The sequence below is a fragment of the Streptomyces sp. NPDC002133 genome, assembly GCF_040296405.1.
Classification (GTDB): Bacteria; Actinomycetota; Actinomycetes; order Streptomycetales; family Streptomycetaceae; genus Streptomyces.
Genome location: NZ_JBEOXF010000002.1, coordinates 394,584 through 412,126, shown reverse-complemented (window position 1 = coordinate 412,126; position 17,543 = coordinate 394,584). Strand labels below are relative to the sequence as shown.

Here is a 17,543-nt window from a genome sequence, read left to right as displayed (position 1 = left end):
GTGGCCCACATGAGCTGGTTTCTCGGCCTCGGTATCGCCGGTGTGGTGCTGCTCGTGCTGTCCCTCGTCTTCGACGGCCTGCTCGAGGGGGTCTTCGACGGGCTGAGCGGTGGGCTGGACGGCTTCCTGTCCATGCCGGTGCTCGCCGGGTTCGTGTCGATGCTGGGTTTCGCCGGCGCAATCACCCTGGGCACCACGGGCGTCGGGACGGGAGCCGCAACCGGCGTCGGCGTGGCGGCGGGTGCCGGCGCGGGGTGGCTGACCTGGAGACTCAGCCGGGCCCTGATGCGCGACGGAGCCTCTGCCGCGCCCCGCGGCGAGGACCTCGTGGGCAGTTCCGGCTCCGTCGTCACCGCCATTCCCGTCGACGGGTACGGCGAGGTGCTGCTGTATCTGGCCGGGCAGCCACTGAAGTTCGCGGCGAAGAGTTCCGCCCCGGTCGCCCGCGGCACCGAGGTCTGGGTCGAGTCCCTGCTCACCCCGACGTCCGTCGTGGTCCGGCCTGTCGAACGCTGACCGCTCGTCTGCCCGACCGCTTCACCTTCCGGCCGTCACGCCCGTGCGCGCTGGTTCGTTCTGTCTGTTCCGACTCAAGGGGGATTCGCCATGAGCCCTGTACTCACCGCTGTGGTGGGCATCGTCGTACTCGTCGTCCTGCTCGCCCTCGTCGTCATCACCCGCTACAAGGTCGCAGGGCCCAGCGAGGCGTTCATCATCACCGGCCGCCGCGGCAAGAAGGCCACCGATCCGGCCACCGGCCGGGTGTTCACCGACAACAGCGGCCAGAAGGTCGTGGTCGGCGGCGGCGTCTTCGTCGTCCCGTTCGTCCAGCAGAAGTTCACCCTCGACCTGTCCAGCCGGCACATCCCGGTCGCCGTGCGCGGCGCCGTCACCCTGCGCGGGGTGAAGGCCAACCTCGAGGGCGTCGCCATCGTCAAGGTCGGCGGGACCGAGGACTCCATACGAGCCGCCGCGCAGCGATTCCTCATGCAGCAGAACGGCATCGTCGGCTTCACCCAGGAAGTCCTCTCCGGCGCGCTGCGCTCCATCGTCGGCCGGATGTCGGTCGAGGACATCATCCGCGACCGTGCCGCGTTCGCCGGTCAGGTCGCCGAGGAGGCCGAGGCCAGTCTGTCCGGGCAGGGTCTCGTGCTCGACGCCTTCCAGATCCAGGACATCACGACCGAGGGCTCCTACCTCGAGGACCTCGGACGGCCCGAGGCCGCACGCGCCAAGCAGGAGGCCGACATCGCCGAAGCCGTCGCGCGGCGGGCGTCGGAACAGGCGCGGCTGAAGGCCGAGGAGGAAATCGCGATCGCGCAGCGGACGTTCGCGCTCAAGCAGGCCGAGATCAAGGCGGAGACGGACGAGGCGGCCGCGAGGGCCGCCGCTGCCGGTCCGCTCGCCGAGGCCGACCGTCAGCAGGAGATCCTGAGCCAGCAGGAGAAGGTCGCCGAGCGACAGGCCGCCCTGACCGACCGTGAACTGGACACCCAGGTCCGCAAGCCCGCCGACGCGGCCCGCTACCGGGCCGAGCAGGAGGCCGAGGCCCGCCGTATCGCCCTGGTCAAGGAGGCCGAGGCCGACGCCCAGCGCGCCCGCCTCACCGGTGAGGGCGAGAAGGCCCACCGCGCCGCGCTCGCCGACGCCGTACGCATCGAGGGCGAGGCACAGGCCGCGGCCATCGCCGCGAAGGGCTCCGCCGAGGCCGAGGCCATGCGCAAGAAGGCCGACGCCTTCGCCCAGTACGGCGACGCGGCCGTACTCCAGATGCTGGTCGAGGTGCTGCCGCAGGTCGTCGCCAAGGCGGCCGAACCGCTGAGCGCGATCGACAAGCTGACCGTCATCTCCACCGACGGCGCGGGCAAGCTGCCCCGTGCCGTCGCGGACAACGTCGCCCAGGGCATGGCACTCCTCAGCTCCACCACGGGCGTCGACCTCGCCCAGCTGCTCCAGGGCCTCGCCCAGAAGAAGACGACCCCGAGCGCGCCTTCCGACAACGGAGCGATCGCGATCACCGACTAGAGCCCGGCGGAGGAAGGGGGCGGATGCATACGGACGAGTCGCAACGTGCACGCCGTGTGCGTCGAGCCCGGAGCGCGGGCCCCGACAAGCTGTCGACCATGGACATGTGTCTATACTTGCTGGACATCTGTCCATGAAATGATTGGCGATCATGAGTCTGGCGGCGAACGTCCTGGTCGGCCTGGTGGCCGCGCTGCACGTCTACATCCTCGTGCTGGAGATGTTGCTGTGGGAGCGGGCGCCGGGGCGGAGGCTGTCCGGGTTCGACGCGGAGCTGGCCCGGACGACGGCACCGCTGGCGGCCAACCAGGGGCTGTACAACGGGTTCCTGGCGGCCGGACTGGTGTGGGGGCTCGTCGCCGCGGACCCGACGGGCCACCGGGTGCAGGTCTTCTTCCTCGCGTGCGTGGTGATCGCCGGGCTCTACGGCGGCGCCACCGCGAACCGGCGCATCTACGTGGCCCAGGCCCTGCCGGGCGCGCTCGCGCTGGCCGCCGTGCTGGTGGCGGGATGAGCGGGGACCCCCGGGCGGAGCGCACCCGGGCCCGGCTGCGGCGGGCGCTGCTGGAGGAGTGCGCCGAGCGGCCGCTGGCGGAGGTCAGCGTCGCGGGGCTGGTCCGCCGGGCGGGCCTCGGGCGCGCCACGTTCTACCTGCACTACCCGGATCTGGACGCGCTCGCGGTGGACGCCTGCGCCGAGATCGTCCGGGACGCGGTGGAGGCGCTGCACGCGTGGCGGGGGCTGCCGGATCCGGCGGTCCCGCCCGCCGCGCTGACGTCGTTCTTCGGCCGGACCGCCCCGCACGCCGCGCTCTACCGCACGCTGCTCCGCGAGGGCGGCGGCGGGCCGCTGGGCGACCTCCTCCACCGCGAACTGCGCGCCCGCAGCCGCGACGAGCGCGCGCTGGCGGGCGCGCCCGAACCCGATCTGATCGCGTCGGCGGTGGCGGCGACGTTCACAGGCGTCCTGGCCGACTGGCTCCACGACCGCATTGCCGCGTCACCGGATGCGATGGCGGCCCGCGTGTGGCGCCTGCTGCTCTCGCTGCACATGACTCCGCTGCCGTAGCCGCGGCGGCTCGGGGCGAGCGAGCGAGCGCCTGTGGCGGGCTTCCTCCCCGCTCCGCCCCTTCCCGAACTCGGGGCAAGGCCCCGGACCTCCGGGCGTGTTCGGGGCCGCCTCATGGGCCTGCGTGTCCGCCCTCGAACGCCGGACGGGCCCGAAGCGCGCCCACGTGATCGGTACCGCCTCATGGGCCTGCGTGTCCGCCCTCGAACGCCGGACGGGCCCGAAGCGCGCCCACGTGATCGGTACCGCCTCATGGGCCCGCGCGTCCGCCGTCGAACGCCGGACGGGCCCGAAGCACGCCCAGCACCGACGAGCAGGCCCGCGGGACCATCCGCGAAGCCCCGCGTCCACCTCAAACACCGAGGGGCCCGAAGCGCGCCCCAAGACCGTCCCTTCGGCCCGATGTCCGCCCTCGAACGCCGGTACCGGCTCGAAGCGCGCCCGGCAGCGGCTCCGGGCTGGGGCAGGGCGGGGAGGAGGCCCACCGCAGGCGCCATCGGTCGCCGAGCAGGAACGCCGAAGGGCGGGTTTTTGGCCCGCCCTTCGACTGCCGCCCCGATGGGGCGCGGGGCACACGGGACGCCGCACGCGGTCGCCTCCCGGCCCCGCCGGAGGCGTTACGCGTCCAGGGACGTCATCACGTGCTTGATCCGCGTGTAGTCGTCGAAGCCGTACGCCGACAGGTCCTTCCCGTAGCCCGACTTCTTGAAGCCGCCGTGCGGCATCTCGGCCACCAGCGGAATGTGCGTGTTGATCCACACGCAGCCGAAGTCCAGCACCTTGGACATCCGCATCGCCCGCCCGTGGTCCTTCGTCCATACCGACGACGCCAGCGCGTACTCCACGCCGTTGGCGTACTCGACCGCCTGCTCCTCGTCGCGGAAGGACTGGACCGTGATGACCGGGCCGAAGACCTCGTTCTGGACGATCTCGTCGTCCTGCTTGAGGCCGGACACGACGGTCGGGGCGTAGAAGTAGCCCTTGTCGCCGACCTGGTGACCGCCCGCCTCCACCTTCGCGTGCGCCGGCAGGCGGTCGATGAAGCCGGTGACCTGCTTCAGCTGGTTGGCGTTGTTCAGCGGACCGTAGAGCACGTCCGCGTCATCCGGCTGACCCGTCTTCGTGTCCTTCGCGGCCTTGGCGAGCGCCGCCACGAACTCGTCGTGGATCGACTCGTGCACGAGCACACGCGTCGCCGCCGTACAGTCCTGGCCCGCGTTGAAGAAGCCCGCCACCGAGATGTCCTCGACGGCCTTCGCGATGTCGGTGTCCTCGAAGACGACCACCGGCGCCTTGCCGCCCAGCTCCAGGTGGACGCGCTTGACGTCCTTCGCGGCGGATGCGGCGACCTGCATACCGGCCCGTACCGAACCGGTGATGGACGCCATCGCCGGGACCCGGTGCTCGACCATCATGCGCCCCGTCTCGCGGTCGCCGCACAGGACGTTGAAGACACCCTTCGGCACGATCGAGCCGATGATCTCGGCGATCAGGACCGTGGACGCCGGGGTCGTGTCGGACGGCTTCAGCACCACGGTGTTGCCCGCGGCCAGCGCCGGCGCGAACTTCCAGACCGCCATCATCATCGGGTAGTTCCACGGCGCGACCTGCGCGCAGACACCGACCGGCTCGCGGCGGACGATGGAGGTCATGCCCTCCATGTACTCACCGGCCGAACGGCCCTCGAGCATCCGGGCCGCACCCGCGAAGAAGCGGATCTGGTCGATCATGGGCGGGATCTCTTCGGTGCGGGTGAGCTCCAGCGGCTTGCCCGTGTTCTCCGACTCGGCCGCGATCAGCTCCTCGGCCCGCTCCTCGAACGCGTCCGCGATCTTCAGCAGCACCCGCTGGCGCTCCGACGGCGTGGTGTCGCGCCAGGCCGGGAAGGCCGCGGCGGCCGCGGCCATGGCCGCGTCGACGTCCGCCTCACCGGAGAGCGGTGAGGTCGCGTACACCTCGCCCGTGGCCGGGTTGACCACCTCGATGGTCCGCCCGTCCGCGGCGTCCCGGAATTCTCCGTCGATGTAGTTGCGCAGACGACGCAGTTCGGTGGTCACAGCCACCCCTCCTCAGATGTCCGATGGGTGAGACACCCCCACACTACGTCGCTCAGGCTAGCCCGCCAGGTGACGCTTTCGACAGGCCCGACGCCCACTACCTTCGAAATCGGTGAGATTTCTTCCTCACAACAACGAATTTCATCGCTCATGGGTTGCGGGATCGACGACTCCGGTGCACAGTGATGCCCGTGGCCAGCCGAAGCGCAGACTCCAGGACCGGGAGCGGATCGTCCCCGACGATCGATGCCGTCTCCCTGGCGATCATCGAGCAGTTGCAGGAGGACGGACGCCGTCCGTACGCCGCGATAGGCAAGGCCGTGGGCCTTTCCGAAGCGGCCGTGAGACAGCGCGTCCAGAAGCTGCTCGACCAGGGCGTGATGCAGATCGTCGCCGTCACCGACCCGCTCACCGTGGGTCTGCGGCGCCAGGCGATGGTCGGGATCAACGTCGAGGGCGACCTGGACCCGGTGGCCGACGCACTGACTGCCATGCCCGAGTGCGAGTACGTCGTCATGACGGCGGGCTCGTTCGACCTCATGGTGGAGATCGTCTGCGAGGACGACGATCACCTGCTGGAAGTGATCAACCGGCGCATCCGCACCCTCCCCGGTGTGCGCTCCACCGAGAGCTTCGTCTACCTCAAGCTCAAGAAGCAGACCTACATGTGGGGAACCCGATAGCCGTGACCAAGGACCTCTCCAAGACCGCCTACGACCACCTGTGGATGCACTTCACCCGCATGTCGTCGTACGAGAACTCGCCCGTTCCCACCATCGTGCGTGGTGAGGGCACCTACATCTACGACGACAAGGGCAAGCGCTACCTCGACGGCCTCGCCGGCCTGTTCGTGGTCCAGGCGGGCCACGGCCGCAAGGAGCTCGCCGAGGTCGCGGCCAAGCAGGCGCAGGAACTCGCCTTCTTCCCCGTGTGGTCGTACGCCCACCCGCAGGCGGTGGAGCTGGCCGAGCGGCTCGCCAACGAAGCCCCGGGCGACCTCAACAAGGTCTTCTTCACCACCGGCGGCGGCGAGGCGGTCGAGACCGCCTGGAAGCTGGCCAAGCAGTACTTCAAGCTCGTGGGCAAGCCGACCAAGTACAAGGTCATCTCGCGTGCGGTCGCCTACCACGGCACCCCGCAGGGCGCCCTGTCCATCACCGGCCTGCCGGGCCTGAAGGCGCCGTTCGAGCCGCTGGTGCCCGGTGCGCACAAGGTGCCGAACACCAACATCTACCGCGCCCCGCTGTACGGCGACGACCCGGAGGCCTTCGGCCGCTGGGCCGCCGACCAGATCGAGCAGCAGATCCTCTTCGAGGGCCCCGACACCGTCGCCGCGGTCTTCCTCGAGCCCGTGCAGAACGCCGGTGGCTGCTTCCCGCCGCCGCCCGGCTACTTCCAGCGGGTCCGTGAGATCTGCGACCAGTACGACGTACTGCTCGTCTCGGACGAGGTCATCTGCGCCTTCGGCCGCCTCGGCAAGACGTTCGCCTGCGACAAGTTCGGCTACGTACCGGACATGATCACCTGCGCCAAGGGCATGACCTCGGGCTACTCGCCGATCGGCGCGTGCATCATCTCCGACCGGCTCGCCGAGCCGTTCTACAAGGGCGACAACACCTTCCTGCACGGCTACACCTTCGGCGGCCACCCGGTCTCCGCGGCCGTCGGCATCGCCAACCTCGACCTGTTCGAGCGCGAGAAGCTCAACCAGCACGTCCTCGACAACGAGGGCGCGTTCCTCTCGACACTGCAGAAGCTGCACGATCTGCCGATCGTCGGCGACGTCCGCGGCAACGGCTTCTTCTACGGCATCGAGCTGGTGAAGGACAAGAAGACCAAGGAGTCCTTCAACGAGGAGGAGACCGAGCGCGTCCTGTACGGCTTCCTCTCCAAGGCGCTGTTCGACGCCGGCCTGTACTGCCGCGCCGACGACCGCGGCGACCCGGTCGTCCAGCTGGCCCCGCCGCTGATCTCCGACCAGTCCACCTTCGACGAGATCGAGCAGATCCTGCGCTCGGTCCTCTCGGAGGCGTGGACCAAGCTGTAGGCCGGTCCGCAGGCGTCACACGCCGCTCGCAGACCAACCGCTCACCGGCTTCCCGTGGCCCGGATGCACCCCTTCGAGTGAGAGGGGAGCCTCCGGGCCGCGTGCTGTCCGCACACCTCGTTCCGAGTCCCTACGGTGCTGTGACCGATCGGCCTCGACCTCGTTCCCCCTTACGGGGGAACGGAACAACGGATCTGAACCGAGGTGTACGCCATGGTGGTGGCCCCGCCGGACAACGATGTGCTCTGGGCACGCTCCCTGCACCACTCCGTGGGCGGCTCGCCCGCCCTCTGCGGAGTCTCCCTCGGCGTGAGCGAAGGCGAGATCCTCGCCGTGAACGGCCCGCGCGGCTGCGGAAAGACCACGCTCCTGCGCTGTCTTTCGGGCCAGCTCGTCCCGGAGCAGGGCGAGGTGTGGTTCAACAGCAGCCCCGTCCACACCATGAGGGCGCTCACCCGTGAGCGGCTGCGCCGCGACCGCTTCGGCTGGATCGGCCACGAGCCTCAGCTGGTGCCCGAGCTCAACGCCTGGGAGAACGCCGCCCTGCCGCTGCTGCTGCGCGGCTCCTCCCACCGCGCCGCGAGGGCCACCGCGATGGAGTGGATGGAGCGGCTCGACATCGGCGCATGCGCGCGCAAGCGGCCCCGCGCGCTGCTCCAGGCCCAGCGACAGCGGATCGCTCTCGCCCGCGCGCTCGTCACCACGCCCGCGGTGCTCTTCGCCGACGAGCCCACCGCCATGCTGCACCAGGCCGACCGCGCCCACGTGCTGCGTACGCTCACCACCGCGGCGCGCTCGCATCGCATCACCCTCATCCTCGCCACCCACGACGGGGAAGTGGCGACACTCGCCGACCGCACGGTGTCCCTGGTCGACGGCCGGCGCGTCAACTCCGCCCACGGCTCCGACGCGGAAGGCCGGGCCGAGTGCTCGCTCTCCGTCTGACCCGCGGCGCCCACCCCCTGGTCCTGCTGCGCCGGCTGATGGTCACCGCGGCGTCGGGCGGCGTCGGCTTCCTGCTGCTGTGCACGCTGGCGGAAGCGGCGACGCAGGCGGAGGCGACCGCCGAACCGCTGCTGCGGCTGCTGTGGTGTCTGGCGCCGCTCGCCGCGACCGTGCACCTCGCGGTCGCCGTGGCGCGTACGGACCCGTGCACCCGGCCCCGGCCGGGGCTGTCCGCGGTCGGTCTGGGGCCCGGGCGTCTCACCGCGCTGGCCGCGGTGTCGACGGCCGTGTCGTGCACGCTCGGCAGCATGCTGGCGCTGCTGGTCTTCCTGCATCTGCGGGGCGATCTGACGGGGCTTCCGATCGACGGGGCGGCCGCGGAGCAGCTCTCCGCCGGCGGACCCCTGCCGCTCGGCGCCGCACTCACCCTCCTGGCGCTCGTACCGCTGACCGGGGCGGGGGCCGCGGCGATCGCGCTGCGTCCGCGCCGCACGAAGCCGGGCGAGGACGTCGAGGAGGAGCGCGAAGGACACCGGTCCGGAGCAGGGCCCAGCGGACTCCCGTGGGGCGTCGCGCTCACCGCGGCGGGCATCGCGGTCGAGGCGTACGCGGGCGAAGGCGCGACGGGCGGCGTTGCCAGCGGCGCCGGGCATCCTCCTGGCGGGGTACTGCTGGGCTGGACACTGACCGCGCTGGGGCTCGCGATGGCAGGTCCCGGCATCGTGCATCTGTGCGGGCGCGTGTTGCAGGCCGTACGGCCCGGGGCGGTACGGCTGCTCGCCGGGCGGGCGCTGATGGCCGACGCGGCGCGCATCGGGCAGCCGCTCGGGGTCGTCTGCGCGGTGGCGTCCGCCCTGATCGCGGCCGAGGCGCTCGCAGGCGGCGGGGACGTACCGCGGCCCTTCGGCGAGCTGACCGGGCTCGGGGCCACCCTGGTCCTGGCCTGTACGACGGCGACGCTCCTCGTTTCCGCCCTGGAGGTCAAGCACACCCGGGCGGCCACCCGGGCCGGCCTGCTGGGCCTCGGCGCTCCGGTGTCCGTTCTCCGGGCGTCCGTGGCGTTGCGGGCGGTGGTTCTGCTGGTGGTCTTCACTCCGCTCACCTGGGCGGTGGCGGAGCTGGCGGCGCTCCCGCTGCGCCGCTGACCCCGGCGCAGGGGCGGGCCGGCCGAGGCCTATCGTGGGGCGCATGGTGCACGCACACAGGCGCAGACTGGGCTCGTCGTTCGACGACGACGGCGAGATCGAGACCCTCGAGGAGTTCGACCAGGTGGTCGCGCGCGGCACTCTCGCCGGGCACCGCGTCCAGTCGGTCGACCTGACGGCACGTACTTTCGCGCTGCTCTCCGCCGACAGCACCGGCGCGTTGTTCCTCGGCTGCCGCATGGAGCCCGACGCCGCAGCCAAGGTCCGCTCGGAGGGCGCGCTCGTCTTCCCGCCGATACCGGATCTGCCGTTCGATCCGTACCGCGGGCTGCTGTACTCCCCCGACGAACTGTTCGACGGTCTTGCCGACGGCGGCTACGAGAGCACGACCGATGCCCTCACGTACGAGTGGTTCCAGCAGACCAAGGCCGACCGCGACATCTACGCGTCGATGCTGCGGTCCATCCACGACGACGCCGTCTCGGACGCCCTCGACGAACTCCTGGCCGAGGCCCCGGTGGTGGGCGTGATGGGCGGCCACGCGATGAGCCGCGGCACCGCCGCCTACGCGGGCGCGGCCAGGCTCGGCCGGGCCCTGGCCCGTACCGGCCCGGTTGTGGCGACGGGCGGCGGCCCCGGCGCGATGGAGGCCGCGAACCTGGGCGCGTACGCGTCGGCGCACCCCGACGAGATGCTCGACGAGGCGCTCGAACTCCTCGCCAAGGCGCCCTCGTTCACCCCGTCGATCACGGACTGGGCGGCCGCCGCCTTCGAGGTCCGCGCGCGCTGGCCGCAGGGCGGGGACTCGATCGGCATCCCCACCTGGTTCTACGGGCACGAGCCGCCGAACCCGTTCGCGGGTCACATCGCCAAGTACTTCGCCAACGCCACCCGCGAGGACGGCCTCCTCGCCCGCTGCAACGCCGGAGTGGTCTTCCTCCCCGGCGCGGCCGGCACGGTTCAGGAGATCTTCGACAACGCGACGCCGAACTACTACGAGTCCCGCGGCGAACCCACGCCCATGGTGCTGGTGGACCGCGCCCACTGGACCGAGAAGCTCCCGGCCTGGCCGCTCCTCCGGTCCCTGGCGGGCAGCCGCTCCATGAAGTCCCGTATCGCACTGGTCGACTCGGTGGACGAGGTCCCCGAGGCACTGGCCCGGCTGACGACGGGCTGACCTCACCGGCGGTGAGCCGGGCGGCCCTCTCGTCCGGTCGCTGGGCGTGGCGACACGGTCACGGCGTCCTGAGCACCACGACGTCCTGAGCCGCGAAGGCCACGCCCACGACCGCCCCCGGTTCGGGTGCGTCCTTCAGTCCGCACTCCGCCTCCAGCGGCGGGGCGTCGTGGGGGCACAGCCGTACGGCCACGTGGTGCCCCCGGAAGGTGAGCGACTCGACCGTGCAGGGAAGTCCGTCGTCCGGTGCGCCCAGTCGTACCGCCGCCGGGCGGACCAGCAGCCGGGCGGCGCCCTGAGGGGAGCCCGGCGGGACGGGGATCTTGCCCCAGGGGGTGTCGGCGGCCTCACCGGTCACCGTCGCGGGCACCACGTTGTCGAAGCCGAGGAAGCGGGCGACGAACTCGGAGGCGGGCCGCTGCCACACCTCGCGCGGGGTGCCGCTCTGGGCGATCCGGCCGTCGCGCATGACGACGACCCGGTCGGCGAGCGCGAACGCCTCGCCCTGGTCGTGGGTGACGGCGAGCACGGTGGTGCCCAACGTCCGGAAGAGCGCGCGCAGTTCGACGACGAGCCGTTCCCTGAGCGTCCGGTCGAGCTGGCCGAGCGGCTCGTCGAGCATCAGCAGCCGGGGGCGGGGCGCGAGCGCGCGGGCGAGGGCGACACGCTGCTGCTCACCGCCGGAGAGCGCGGCGACGGCCCGCTTCCCGGCGCCGGGCAGCCCGACGAGTTCCAGCAACTCCTCGACCCGGCTCCGCTGTTCCGCCCTGGACACGCCGTGCATGCGCAGGCCGAAGGCGACGTTGCCGCCGACGTCGCGCTGCGGGAAGAGCTGGTGGTCCTGGAACATCAGGCCGACTCCGCGCCGGTGCACCGGCACGCCCGCCTGGTCGGTGCCGCCGAGCAGGACCCGCCCGGCGTTCAGCGGCTGCAGTCCGGCCACGGCCCGCAGCAGCGTCGACTTGCCACTGCCGCTCGGTCCCAGCACGCAGACGATCTCGTGGTCGGCGACCTCCAGGTCCACCGCGTCGAGCGCTGCCCGCTGCCCGAACCGTACGGTCGCGTCGTCCAGCCTCAGCATCAGAACTCCCCTGCGGAACGGTCGGGCCGGATGCGTTCGAGCAGCAGCAGGGCCGCCGCGCAGACCAGCATGAGGATGGTCGACAGGGCCATCGCCTGCCCGTAGTTGAGCGCACCGGGGCGGCCCAGCAGCCGTGCGACGGCCACCGGCAGCGTGGGGTTGTCGGGCCGGGCGATGAACACGGTCGCACCGAACTCGCCGAGCGAGACGGCGAAGGCGAACCCCGCGGCGACGAGCAGCGCCCGGCGCACCATCGGCAGATCGACCTCGCGCCACGCGCGCAGCGGCGACGCCCCCAGCACGGCAGCCGCCTCCCTCAGCCGTGCGTCGACCGCCCGCAGCACGGGCAGCATGGTCCGCACGACGAACGGCACCCCGACCAGGGCCTGCGCGAGCGGCACCAGGATCCACGACGTGCGCAGGTCGAGCGGCGGTTCGTCGAGCGTGATGAGGAAGCCGAAGCCGACGGTGACGGCGGAGACGCCGAGCGGCAGCATCAGCAGCGCGTCGAAACCGCGGACCAGCCGTCCCGCCCTGCGCGTGAGGGCGGCCGCCGCGAGGCCGCCGATCAGCAGGGCGATGGCGGTGGCGGCGAGTGCGTACTGGAGGGAGTTCCACACGGCCGCCAGCGGCGGTACGAGGAAGGCGCCTCCGCTCGCCTCCACGGACCGCAGTGCCTCGTAGAAGCCGAAGCCGTACTCGCCGGGGCCGGCCGCCCCGGCGAACGACCGCTCGACCAGCACCGCGAGCGGAGCGAGGATCAGCAGGACGACGGTGGCGAGTACGGCCGCGAGCAGCGCCCACTGGCCCGTCCCGCGCGGCCGGTGCGCGGTCAGCGCCGGATCGACGAGCTTCAGGGCCGTCTCGCGTCGCCGTACGGTCCACGCGTGCACGGCGAGGATCGCGATGACGGCCCCGAACTGAACCAGTGTCAGCACGGCGGCCGTCGACAGGTCGAGCCGGACGGCGGTCTGCCGGTAGATCTCCACCTCGACCGTGGAGTAGGCGGGTCCGCCCAGGATCTGCACGACGCCGAAGGACGTGAAGGTGAAGAGGAAGACCATCAGCGCGGCGGCGGCCACGGCCGGGGTCAGGGCGGGGAGGGTGACGCGACGCCAGGCGGCGAACCGTCCGGCGCCGAGGACCCGTGCCGCCTCCTCCTGGCGCGGGTCGAGCTGCGACCACAGGCCGCCCACGGTCCGTACGACGACCGCGTAGTTGAAGAAGACATGGGCGAGAAGGACGGCCCAGACGGTCGTGTCGAGGCGTACGCCCCACAGCGCGTCGAGCAGTCCGCCACGCCCGAGCAGCGCCAGGAAGGCGGTGCCGACGACCACGGTCGGCAGCACGAACGGCACGGTCACGACCGCGCGCAGCAGCTGCTTCCCCGGGAAGTCGAAGCGGGCGAAGACATATGCGGCGGGGAGCGCGAGCAGCAGCGTGATACCGGTGGAGGCGAGCGCCTGCCACACCGTGAACCAGACGACGTCCAGAATCTCCGGCCGGCCGAGCACCTCGCCCATGCGGCCGAGCTGCCAGGCGCCCTCGCCCCCCTCCGCCTCGAGTCCGCGGCCGACGATCGCGGTCACGGGGTAGGCGAAGAAGACCGCGAAGAACGCGACGGGCACGGCCATCAGGGCGAGCCGCGCCGCGTTCCCGCGGAGTGTCCTGCGGGCGTCCCGGCGTTTGCCCGGGTCGGTACGCCCGGTTACTTCAGGACGAGTGAGGACCACGACTGGATCCACTGGTCACGGCTGTCGGCGATCTTCTCCGGCGCCATGGTCTGCGGCTTGTCGACCACGGCACCGAACTCGGTGAAGAGGGCGGGCACCTCGGCGTCGTTCACCACCGGGTTCACGAACATGTTGAGCGGCATGTCCTCCTGGAACTTCTTGCTGATCAGGAAGTCCAGCAGGGCCTTGCCGCCTGCCTCGTTCTTCGCGCCCTCGAGGAGGCCCGCGGCCTCGGTCTGGCGGAAGCAGGTGCCGGTGGCGACACCGGTCGGCGCCTCCTTGGGCTGCGGCTTCGCGTAGAGCACCTCGACCGGCGGGCTGGAGGCGTACGAGACGACGAGCGGCCGGTCGCCCTTCGCCTCCTTGCCGCCCGCGGAGCCCGAGAACTCCTGGTTGTAGGCGAGCTCCCAACTGTCGACGACCTTCACGCCGTTCGCCTTCAGCTGCTTCCAGTAGTCCTGCCAGCCCTCGTCCCCGTACGCGGCGGCGGTGCCGAGGAGGAAGCCGAGGCCGGGCGACGATCGCTCCGGGTTCTCGACCACCAGGAGGTCCTTGTAGGCGGGCTTGGCCAGGTCGGCGAGGGTCTGCGGCGGGCTGACCTTCTTGCCGGCGAAGTACGCCTTGTCGTAGTTGACACAGATGTCGCCGGTGTCGACCGGCGTGACCCGGTGCTTGTCCTTGTCGAGCTGGACGGCCTCCGGGACCCGGTCCAGGCCCTTGGCCTCATAGGGGGTGAAGAGGTCGTTGTCGAGGGCCCGGGAGAGGGTGGTGTTGTCGACGCCGAAGAAGACGTCGCCCTGCGGGGAGCCCTTGGTGAGGATCTCCTTGTTGAGGGCCTCGACGGCGTCACCGCTCTTCAGCACCTTGACCGTGTAGCCGGTCTGCTCGGTGAACTCCTCGAGCACCGCCGGGGTGGCGTTGAAGGAGTCGTGGCTGACGAGCGTCACGGTCTTCGACGCCTTGCCGGAGTCCGAGCCGGACGACGCGTCCGTGGACCCCCCGCCGCAGGCCGCCAGCGTGCTGATGCCGAACGCGGCGGCCACGGCCGTGACCGCGATCTTCATGGTGGTGCTCACTGAATGTCCTCCTGGGGGTGACCAGGAAGAGACGCGGCCCTGCCCGGGTCCCGTGAACGGGACCCGGGCAGGGCACAACAGCTTGAGTCTCGTCCGAACTTCCTACCCCGAATGACCGGGGCGAGGTTCAGAGGGTCTGCGGTCTGACGGTCACCGCACTCTCAGCGCTGTGGCGCTCCCCTGTCGGAATATGCAAATGTTCGAGCCCAGATTACACGGGCGTCAACGCTCGGAAGCCGCGAGCTGTCCGCATGCTCCGTCGATCTCCTGACCTCGTGTGTCCCGGACGGTCACGGGCACTCCGTGGGCGGCGATCGCCTCGACGAACGCCTTCTCGTCCTCGGGGCGGGAGGCCGTCCACTTCGATCCCGGCGTCGGGTTGAGCGGGATCAGGTTGACGTGCACCCGCTTGCCCTTGAGCAGCCGGCCGAGCAGGTCACCACGCCACGCCTGGTCGTTGATGTCGCGGATCAGGGCGTACTCGATGGAGATGCGGCGGCCGGACTTCTCCGCGTACTCCCAGGCGGCGTCCAGCACCTCCCGCACCTTCCAGCGCGTGTTCACCGGCACGAGGGTGTCGCGCAGCTCGTCGTCCGGTGCGTGCAGGGAGACGGCGAGGCGGCACTTGAAGCCCTCGTCGGCGAACCGGTGCATCGCCGGGACCAGGCCGACGGTCGACACGGTGATCCCGCGCTGCGAGATGCCGAGGCCGTCCGGCTCCGGGTCGGTGAGCCGGCGGATGGCGCCGACCACCCGCTTGTAGTTGGCGAGCGGCTCACCCATGCCCATGAAGACGATGTTGCTGAGCCGGGCGGGTCCGCCCCCAGAGCCTCCGGCCTGGGAGGTACCCCCAGGGACCTCTCCGTCGCGCAGGGCCCGCATGCCGTCCACGATCTGGTGCACGATCTCGGCGGTCGACAGATTGCGGTCCAGTCCCGCCTGGCCGGTGGCGCAGAACGGGCAGTTCATCCCACAGCCGGCCTGCGAGGAGATGCACATCGTCACCCGGTCCGGGTAGCGCATCAGGACCGACTCCACGAGCGTCCCGTCGTGCAGCCGCCACAGCGTCTTGCGGGTGGTGTCCTCGTCGCAGGAGATGTGCCGGACGACGGACATCAGATCGGGCAGCAGCTCCGACGCGAGCCGCTCACGCGCGGCCGCCGGGATGTCGGTCCACTGCGCGGGGTCGTGCGCGTACCGCGCGAAGTAGTGCTGCGACAGCTGCTTGGCGCGGAACGGCTTCTCGCCGATCGCGGCGACGGCCTCCTTGCGCTCGGCGGGCGTGAGGTCGGCGAGGTGCCGCGGGGGCTTCTTGGCTCCGCGCGGGGCGACGAAAGTGAGTTCTCCGGGCTTGGGCATGGTTCGTCCAGTGTCGCAGACGGAATCCGGTGACCTGGGGCTCTCGGCGACCGCGACGTACGTCACCGGCTGTTGTCGGTCGCTGCGGTGAGACCGCCGACGGCCCGGGGACGGCCCGGCGCGGTCGGTGTTCCGGCTGGCCAGCGGGCCGCCGCAAGGGCCCGGAGGCGATCGGCGGCAGCTCCTCGCGCCCCCGCTGGGGGGAGCGCCCGGCCCTGAACGGGCAGGACGTTGTCACGAGGGCCACACTCGGAACTAGAATCGAACTCGTGTCCGAAAAAGTGTCGCGTCTGGAGCGCCTGCGCAGCGTCCGCGAGTGGCTGGCCTGGCAGCTGCGCCGCACCGACCAGACCATCGCGGAGCTCGAGCGGCAGGAGGTGATGGCCGCCCGTGCGGCGCGCACGCTGCCCCCGCCCCCGCCGGGGTGGAAACTCGCGATGCAACGAGCGGGCGGCAAGGCCACCCCCGATTCCGTCCACGCGAGCGAGTGCAGCATGGCCGGCAAGCACACGAAGCCCCTGACACGCGACCAGGCGCTCCGCGCACTCACCGAGGACGACGTCGCCCCGTGCCCGTACTGCCGTCCCGACACCGACCTCGGTGTGCTGTGAACCGCGAACCGTCGCAGCCCGGGGACCCGGTGACCGCACCGATCGTCGTGCACCGCGCCGCGGGCACCGGCGGCCGCCGGGTGAGGATCCGCACACAGACCGCCGGCCTGGCCCGCAGCGACGCCGACCTGATCGAGTTCCTGCGCCGCGCCGGCCTGCCCGACGCCTGGGACCTCCTGGACGATCCGCACTGGGTGGAATGGCAGGGCGGGCGACCGCACGAATACGGCGCGGGGTGACCGCCGTGGAGCGTTGTGCCACCCGTGCCCTTTCTTGCGCGCACGGTTCCAGAAGGCGTGATCGACCGAAATTCGGACTCCTGGGCACTCTCCGGATACTCGATGCCCCGCTGGGGACACGGCTGTGTCAGTGCTCGTGATCGGCGGGTTCTTCGGGGTTGATGTGCGAGTTGTCGGCGGTCCAGCCGGCGAGCATGCGCAGAGCGTTCTCGGACGGTGATCCGGGTCGGACGGCGTACAGACCGAAGGTCTGGTCGGGATCGCCCTTGGGAGTGAAGACCTCGAAGCCCAGGGTGAGTTCCCCGACCAGCGGGTGGTGGTAGCGCTTGGAGCCGTACTGAGGCTGGTACACATCGTGGTCCGCCCACCATCGGCGGAAGTCCCGGTCGCTGACGGACAGATCGCCGACCAGCCCGGCGAGCCGCGGGTCATGGGGATGGTGGCTGGCATACAGGTGCAGCATGCCCACGGTGTCGCGGGCGGTCCGGGGCCAGTCGTCGTAGAGATCGCGGGCCGCGTCGTCGAGGAAGATGTAGCGGGCCATGTTCCGCTCGCCGGCCGGCAGGGCGTCGAAATCGAGGTAGAGGGCGCGGGTCAGGCGATTGGTGGCCAGGACGTCCGGGCGGTGCCACCGGAATATCGGTGAGCGAGTTCGCTCTCGGGGCGATGAATTTCGGGGAGTTCAACAGCTCCGGACATGCCGACCACGCGGATGCCGTCGGCATCATCCACGCGGCGCTCGATGCCGGTATCAATGTCATCGACACGGCCGACGTGTACTCCGGCAGCGAGTCCGAGGTGATCGTCGGCAAGGCGCTCAAGGGCCGTCGCGAGTAGGTCGCGCCGGCAACGGAGTCTGGCCTGCCGATGAGTGCGGACGCCAACCACGCCGGGGGCTCCGCACGGTGGATCAAGCGCGCGGTCGAGGACAGCCTCCGGTGGCTGGACACCGACTACATCGACCTCTCGCATTTCACCGA

At 71.2% G+C, this 17,543-nt stretch carries 17 protein-coding genes and 1 pseudogene; 12 read left to right on the top strand and 6 right to left on the bottom strand.

Features of this window, described 5'->3' with window-relative positions; all coding sequences use genetic code 11:
• Positions 1 to 9 precede the first annotated feature (9 nt).
• From ABT078_RS04290 to ABT078_RS04275, 4 genes are all read left to right on the top strand, one after another.
• Positions 10 to 516, top strand: coding sequence for an NfeD C-terminal domain-containing protein (locus tag ABT078_RS04290; protein ID WP_351223582.1), 507 nt, complete (start codon positions 10 to 12; stop codon positions 514 to 516).
• A gap of 90 nt (positions 517 to 606) precedes the next feature.
• Positions 607 to 2,025 carry a flotillin family protein gene (locus ABT078_RS04285; protein WP_351223580.1) on the top strand — a complete coding sequence of 473 codons (1,419 nt, stop codon included), beginning with the start codon at positions 607 to 609 and terminating at the stop codon, positions 2,023 to 2,025.
• A 151-nt stretch (positions 2,026 to 2,176) separates the two neighbouring features.
• Positions 2,177 to 2,539: a DUF1304 domain-containing protein gene (locus ABT078_RS04280; protein WP_351223578.1), complete on the top strand. Its 363-nt coding sequence runs from the start codon at positions 2,177 to 2,179 to the stop codon at positions 2,537 to 2,539.
• Positions 2,536 to 3,093: a TetR/AcrR family transcriptional regulator gene (locus ABT078_RS04275; protein WP_351223576.1), complete on the top strand. Its 558-nt coding sequence runs from the start codon at positions 2,536 to 2,538 to the stop codon at positions 3,091 to 3,093. Before ABT078_RS04280 ends, ABT078_RS04275 begins: the two co-directional genes overlap by 4 nt.
• Before the next feature lie 617 nt (positions 3,094 to 3,710).
• On the opposite strand, the gene ABT078_RS04270 is transcribed toward ABT078_RS04275, so the two are convergent.
• Entirely contained in the window at positions 3,711 to 5,150 is a 1,440-nt protein-coding gene (locus tag ABT078_RS04270) for a gamma-aminobutyraldehyde dehydrogenase (protein ID WP_351223574.1), read from the bottom strand.
• Between the two features lie 191 nt (positions 5,151 to 5,341).
• Between ABT078_RS04270 and ABT078_RS04265 the strand changes: the two genes are divergently transcribed.
• From ABT078_RS04265 to ABT078_RS04245, 5 genes are all read left to right on the top strand, one after another.
• Positions 5,342 to 5,833, top strand: a complete 492-nt coding sequence (locus tag ABT078_RS04265; protein ID WP_351223572.1) for an Lrp/AsnC family transcriptional regulator — start codon at positions 5,342 to 5,344, stop codon at positions 5,831 to 5,833.
• Positions 5,818 to 7,197 (top strand): aspartate aminotransferase family protein, encoded by a 1,380-nt coding sequence (locus ABT078_RS04260; protein ID WP_351223570.1) that lies wholly within the window; start codon positions 5,818 to 5,820, stop codon positions 7,195 to 7,197. The genes ABT078_RS04265 and ABT078_RS04260 overlap by 16 nt, the downstream gene beginning before the upstream one ends.
• A 216-nt stretch (positions 7,198 to 7,413) precedes the next feature.
• On the top strand, positions 7,414 to 8,142 hold the full coding sequence (locus tag ABT078_RS04255) for an ABC transporter ATP-binding protein (RefSeq protein ID WP_351223766.1): 729 nt from the start codon (positions 7,414 to 7,416) through the stop codon (positions 8,140 to 8,142).
• On the top strand, positions 8,124 to 9,287 hold the full coding sequence (locus tag ABT078_RS04250) for a hypothetical protein (RefSeq protein ID WP_351223568.1): 1,164 nt from the start codon (positions 8,124 to 8,126) through the stop codon (positions 9,285 to 9,287). Before ABT078_RS04255 ends, ABT078_RS04250 begins: the two co-directional genes overlap by 19 nt.
• A gap of 43 nt (positions 9,288 to 9,330) precedes the next feature.
• The gene (locus tag ABT078_RS04245) at positions 9,331 to 10,464 is read left to right on the top strand and encodes an LOG family protein (protein ID WP_351223566.1); all 1,134 of its coding nucleotides are present in this window, start codon (positions 9,331 to 9,333) and stop codon (positions 10,462 to 10,464) included.
• A gap of 58 nt (positions 10,465 to 10,522) precedes the next feature.
• Here ABT078_RS04245 and ABT078_RS04240 read toward each other — a convergent pair whose 3' ends face one another.
• From ABT078_RS04240 to rlmN, 4 genes are all read right to left on the bottom strand, one after another.
• On the bottom strand, positions 10,523 to 11,545 hold the full coding sequence (locus ABT078_RS04240) for an ABC transporter ATP-binding protein (RefSeq protein WP_351223564.1): 1,023 nt from the start codon (positions 11,543 to 11,545) through the stop codon (positions 10,523 to 10,525).
• On the bottom strand, positions 11,545 to 13,179 hold the full coding sequence (locus tag ABT078_RS04235) for an ABC transporter permease (protein ID WP_351223764.1): 1,635 nt from the start codon (positions 13,177 to 13,179) through the stop codon (positions 11,545 to 11,547). The genes ABT078_RS04240 and ABT078_RS04235 overlap by 1 nt, the downstream gene beginning before the upstream one ends.
• Positions 13,180 to 13,253: 74 nt before the next feature.
• Complete coding sequence (locus tag ABT078_RS04230; RefSeq protein ID WP_351223562.1) at positions 13,254 to 14,354, bottom strand: thiamine ABC transporter substrate-binding protein; 1,101 nt, start codon at positions 14,352 to 14,354, stop codon at positions 13,254 to 13,256.
• Positions 14,355 to 14,576: 222 nt separating this feature from the next.
• Positions 14,577 to 15,713 carry a dual-specificity RNA methyltransferase RlmN gene (gene rlmN, locus ABT078_RS04225; protein ID WP_351223560.1) on the bottom strand — a complete coding sequence of 379 codons (1,137 nt, stop codon included), beginning with the start codon at positions 15,711 to 15,713 and terminating at the stop codon, positions 14,577 to 14,579.
• A gap of 269 nt (positions 15,714 to 15,982) precedes the next feature.
• Here rlmN and ABT078_RS04220 point away from each other — a divergent pair, with 269 nt between their 5' ends.
• Together ABT078_RS04220 and ABT078_RS04215 are read left to right on the top strand one after the other, a co-directional pair.
• Positions 15,983 to 16,324, top strand: coding sequence for a DUF6233 domain-containing protein (locus ABT078_RS04220; RefSeq protein WP_351223558.1), 342 nt, complete (start codon positions 15,983 to 15,985; stop codon positions 16,322 to 16,324).
• A 29-nt stretch (positions 16,325 to 16,353) separates the two neighbouring features.
• On the top strand, positions 16,354 to 16,563 hold the full coding sequence (locus ABT078_RS04215; protein ID WP_351223556.1) for a hypothetical protein: 210 nt from the start codon (positions 16,354 to 16,356) through the stop codon (positions 16,561 to 16,563).
• A gap of 127 nt (positions 16,564 to 16,690) precedes the next feature.
• On the opposite strand, the gene ABT078_RS04210 is transcribed toward ABT078_RS04215, so the two are convergent.
• Positions 16,691 to 17,161 (bottom strand): MmyB family transcriptional regulator, encoded by a 471-nt coding sequence (locus ABT078_RS04210; RefSeq protein ID WP_351223762.1) that lies wholly within the window; start codon positions 17,159 to 17,161, stop codon positions 16,691 to 16,693.
• Positions 17,162 to 17,229: 68 nt separating this feature from the next.
• Here ABT078_RS04210 and ABT078_RS04205 point away from each other — a divergent pair.
• Positions 17,230 to 17,529 (top strand): annotated as a pseudogene (locus ABT078_RS04205) (aldo/keto reductase); the annotation flags it as partial.
• Positions 17,530 to 17,543 lie beyond the last annotated feature (14 nt).

Bases quoted from the DNA above. Each gene is read 5' to 3' on its own strand.
- ABT078_RS04240 (WP_351223564.1), bottom strand. From the start codon at position 11,545: ATGCTGAGGCTGGACGACGCGACCGTACGGTTCGGGCAGCGGGCAGCG.
- ABT078_RS04275 (WP_351223576.1), top strand. From the start codon at position 2,536: ATGAGCGGGGACCCCCGGGCGGAGCGCACCCGGGCCCGGCTGCGGCGG.
- ABT078_RS04245 (WP_351223566.1), top strand. From the start codon at position 9,331: ATGGTGCACGCACACAGGCGCAGACTGGGCTCGTCGTTCGACGACGAC.
- ABT078_RS04290 (WP_351223582.1), top strand. From the start codon at position 10: ATGAGCTGGTTTCTCGGCCTCGGTATCGCCGGTGTGGTGCTGCTCGTG.
- ABT078_RS04280 (WP_351223578.1), top strand. From the start codon at position 2,177: ATGAGTCTGGCGGCGAACGTCCTGGTCGGCCTGGTGGCCGCGCTGCAC.
- ABT078_RS04235 (WP_351223764.1), bottom strand. From the start codon at position 13,179: ATGGCCGTGCCCGTCGCGTTCTTCGCGGTCTTCTTCGCCTACCCCGTG.
- rlmN (WP_351223560.1), bottom strand. From the start codon at position 15,713: ATGCCCAAGCCCGGAGAACTCACTTTCGTCGCCCCGCGCGGAGCCAAG.
- ABT078_RS04285 (WP_351223580.1), top strand. From the start codon at position 607: ATGAGCCCTGTACTCACCGCTGTGGTGGGCATCGTCGTACTCGTCGTC.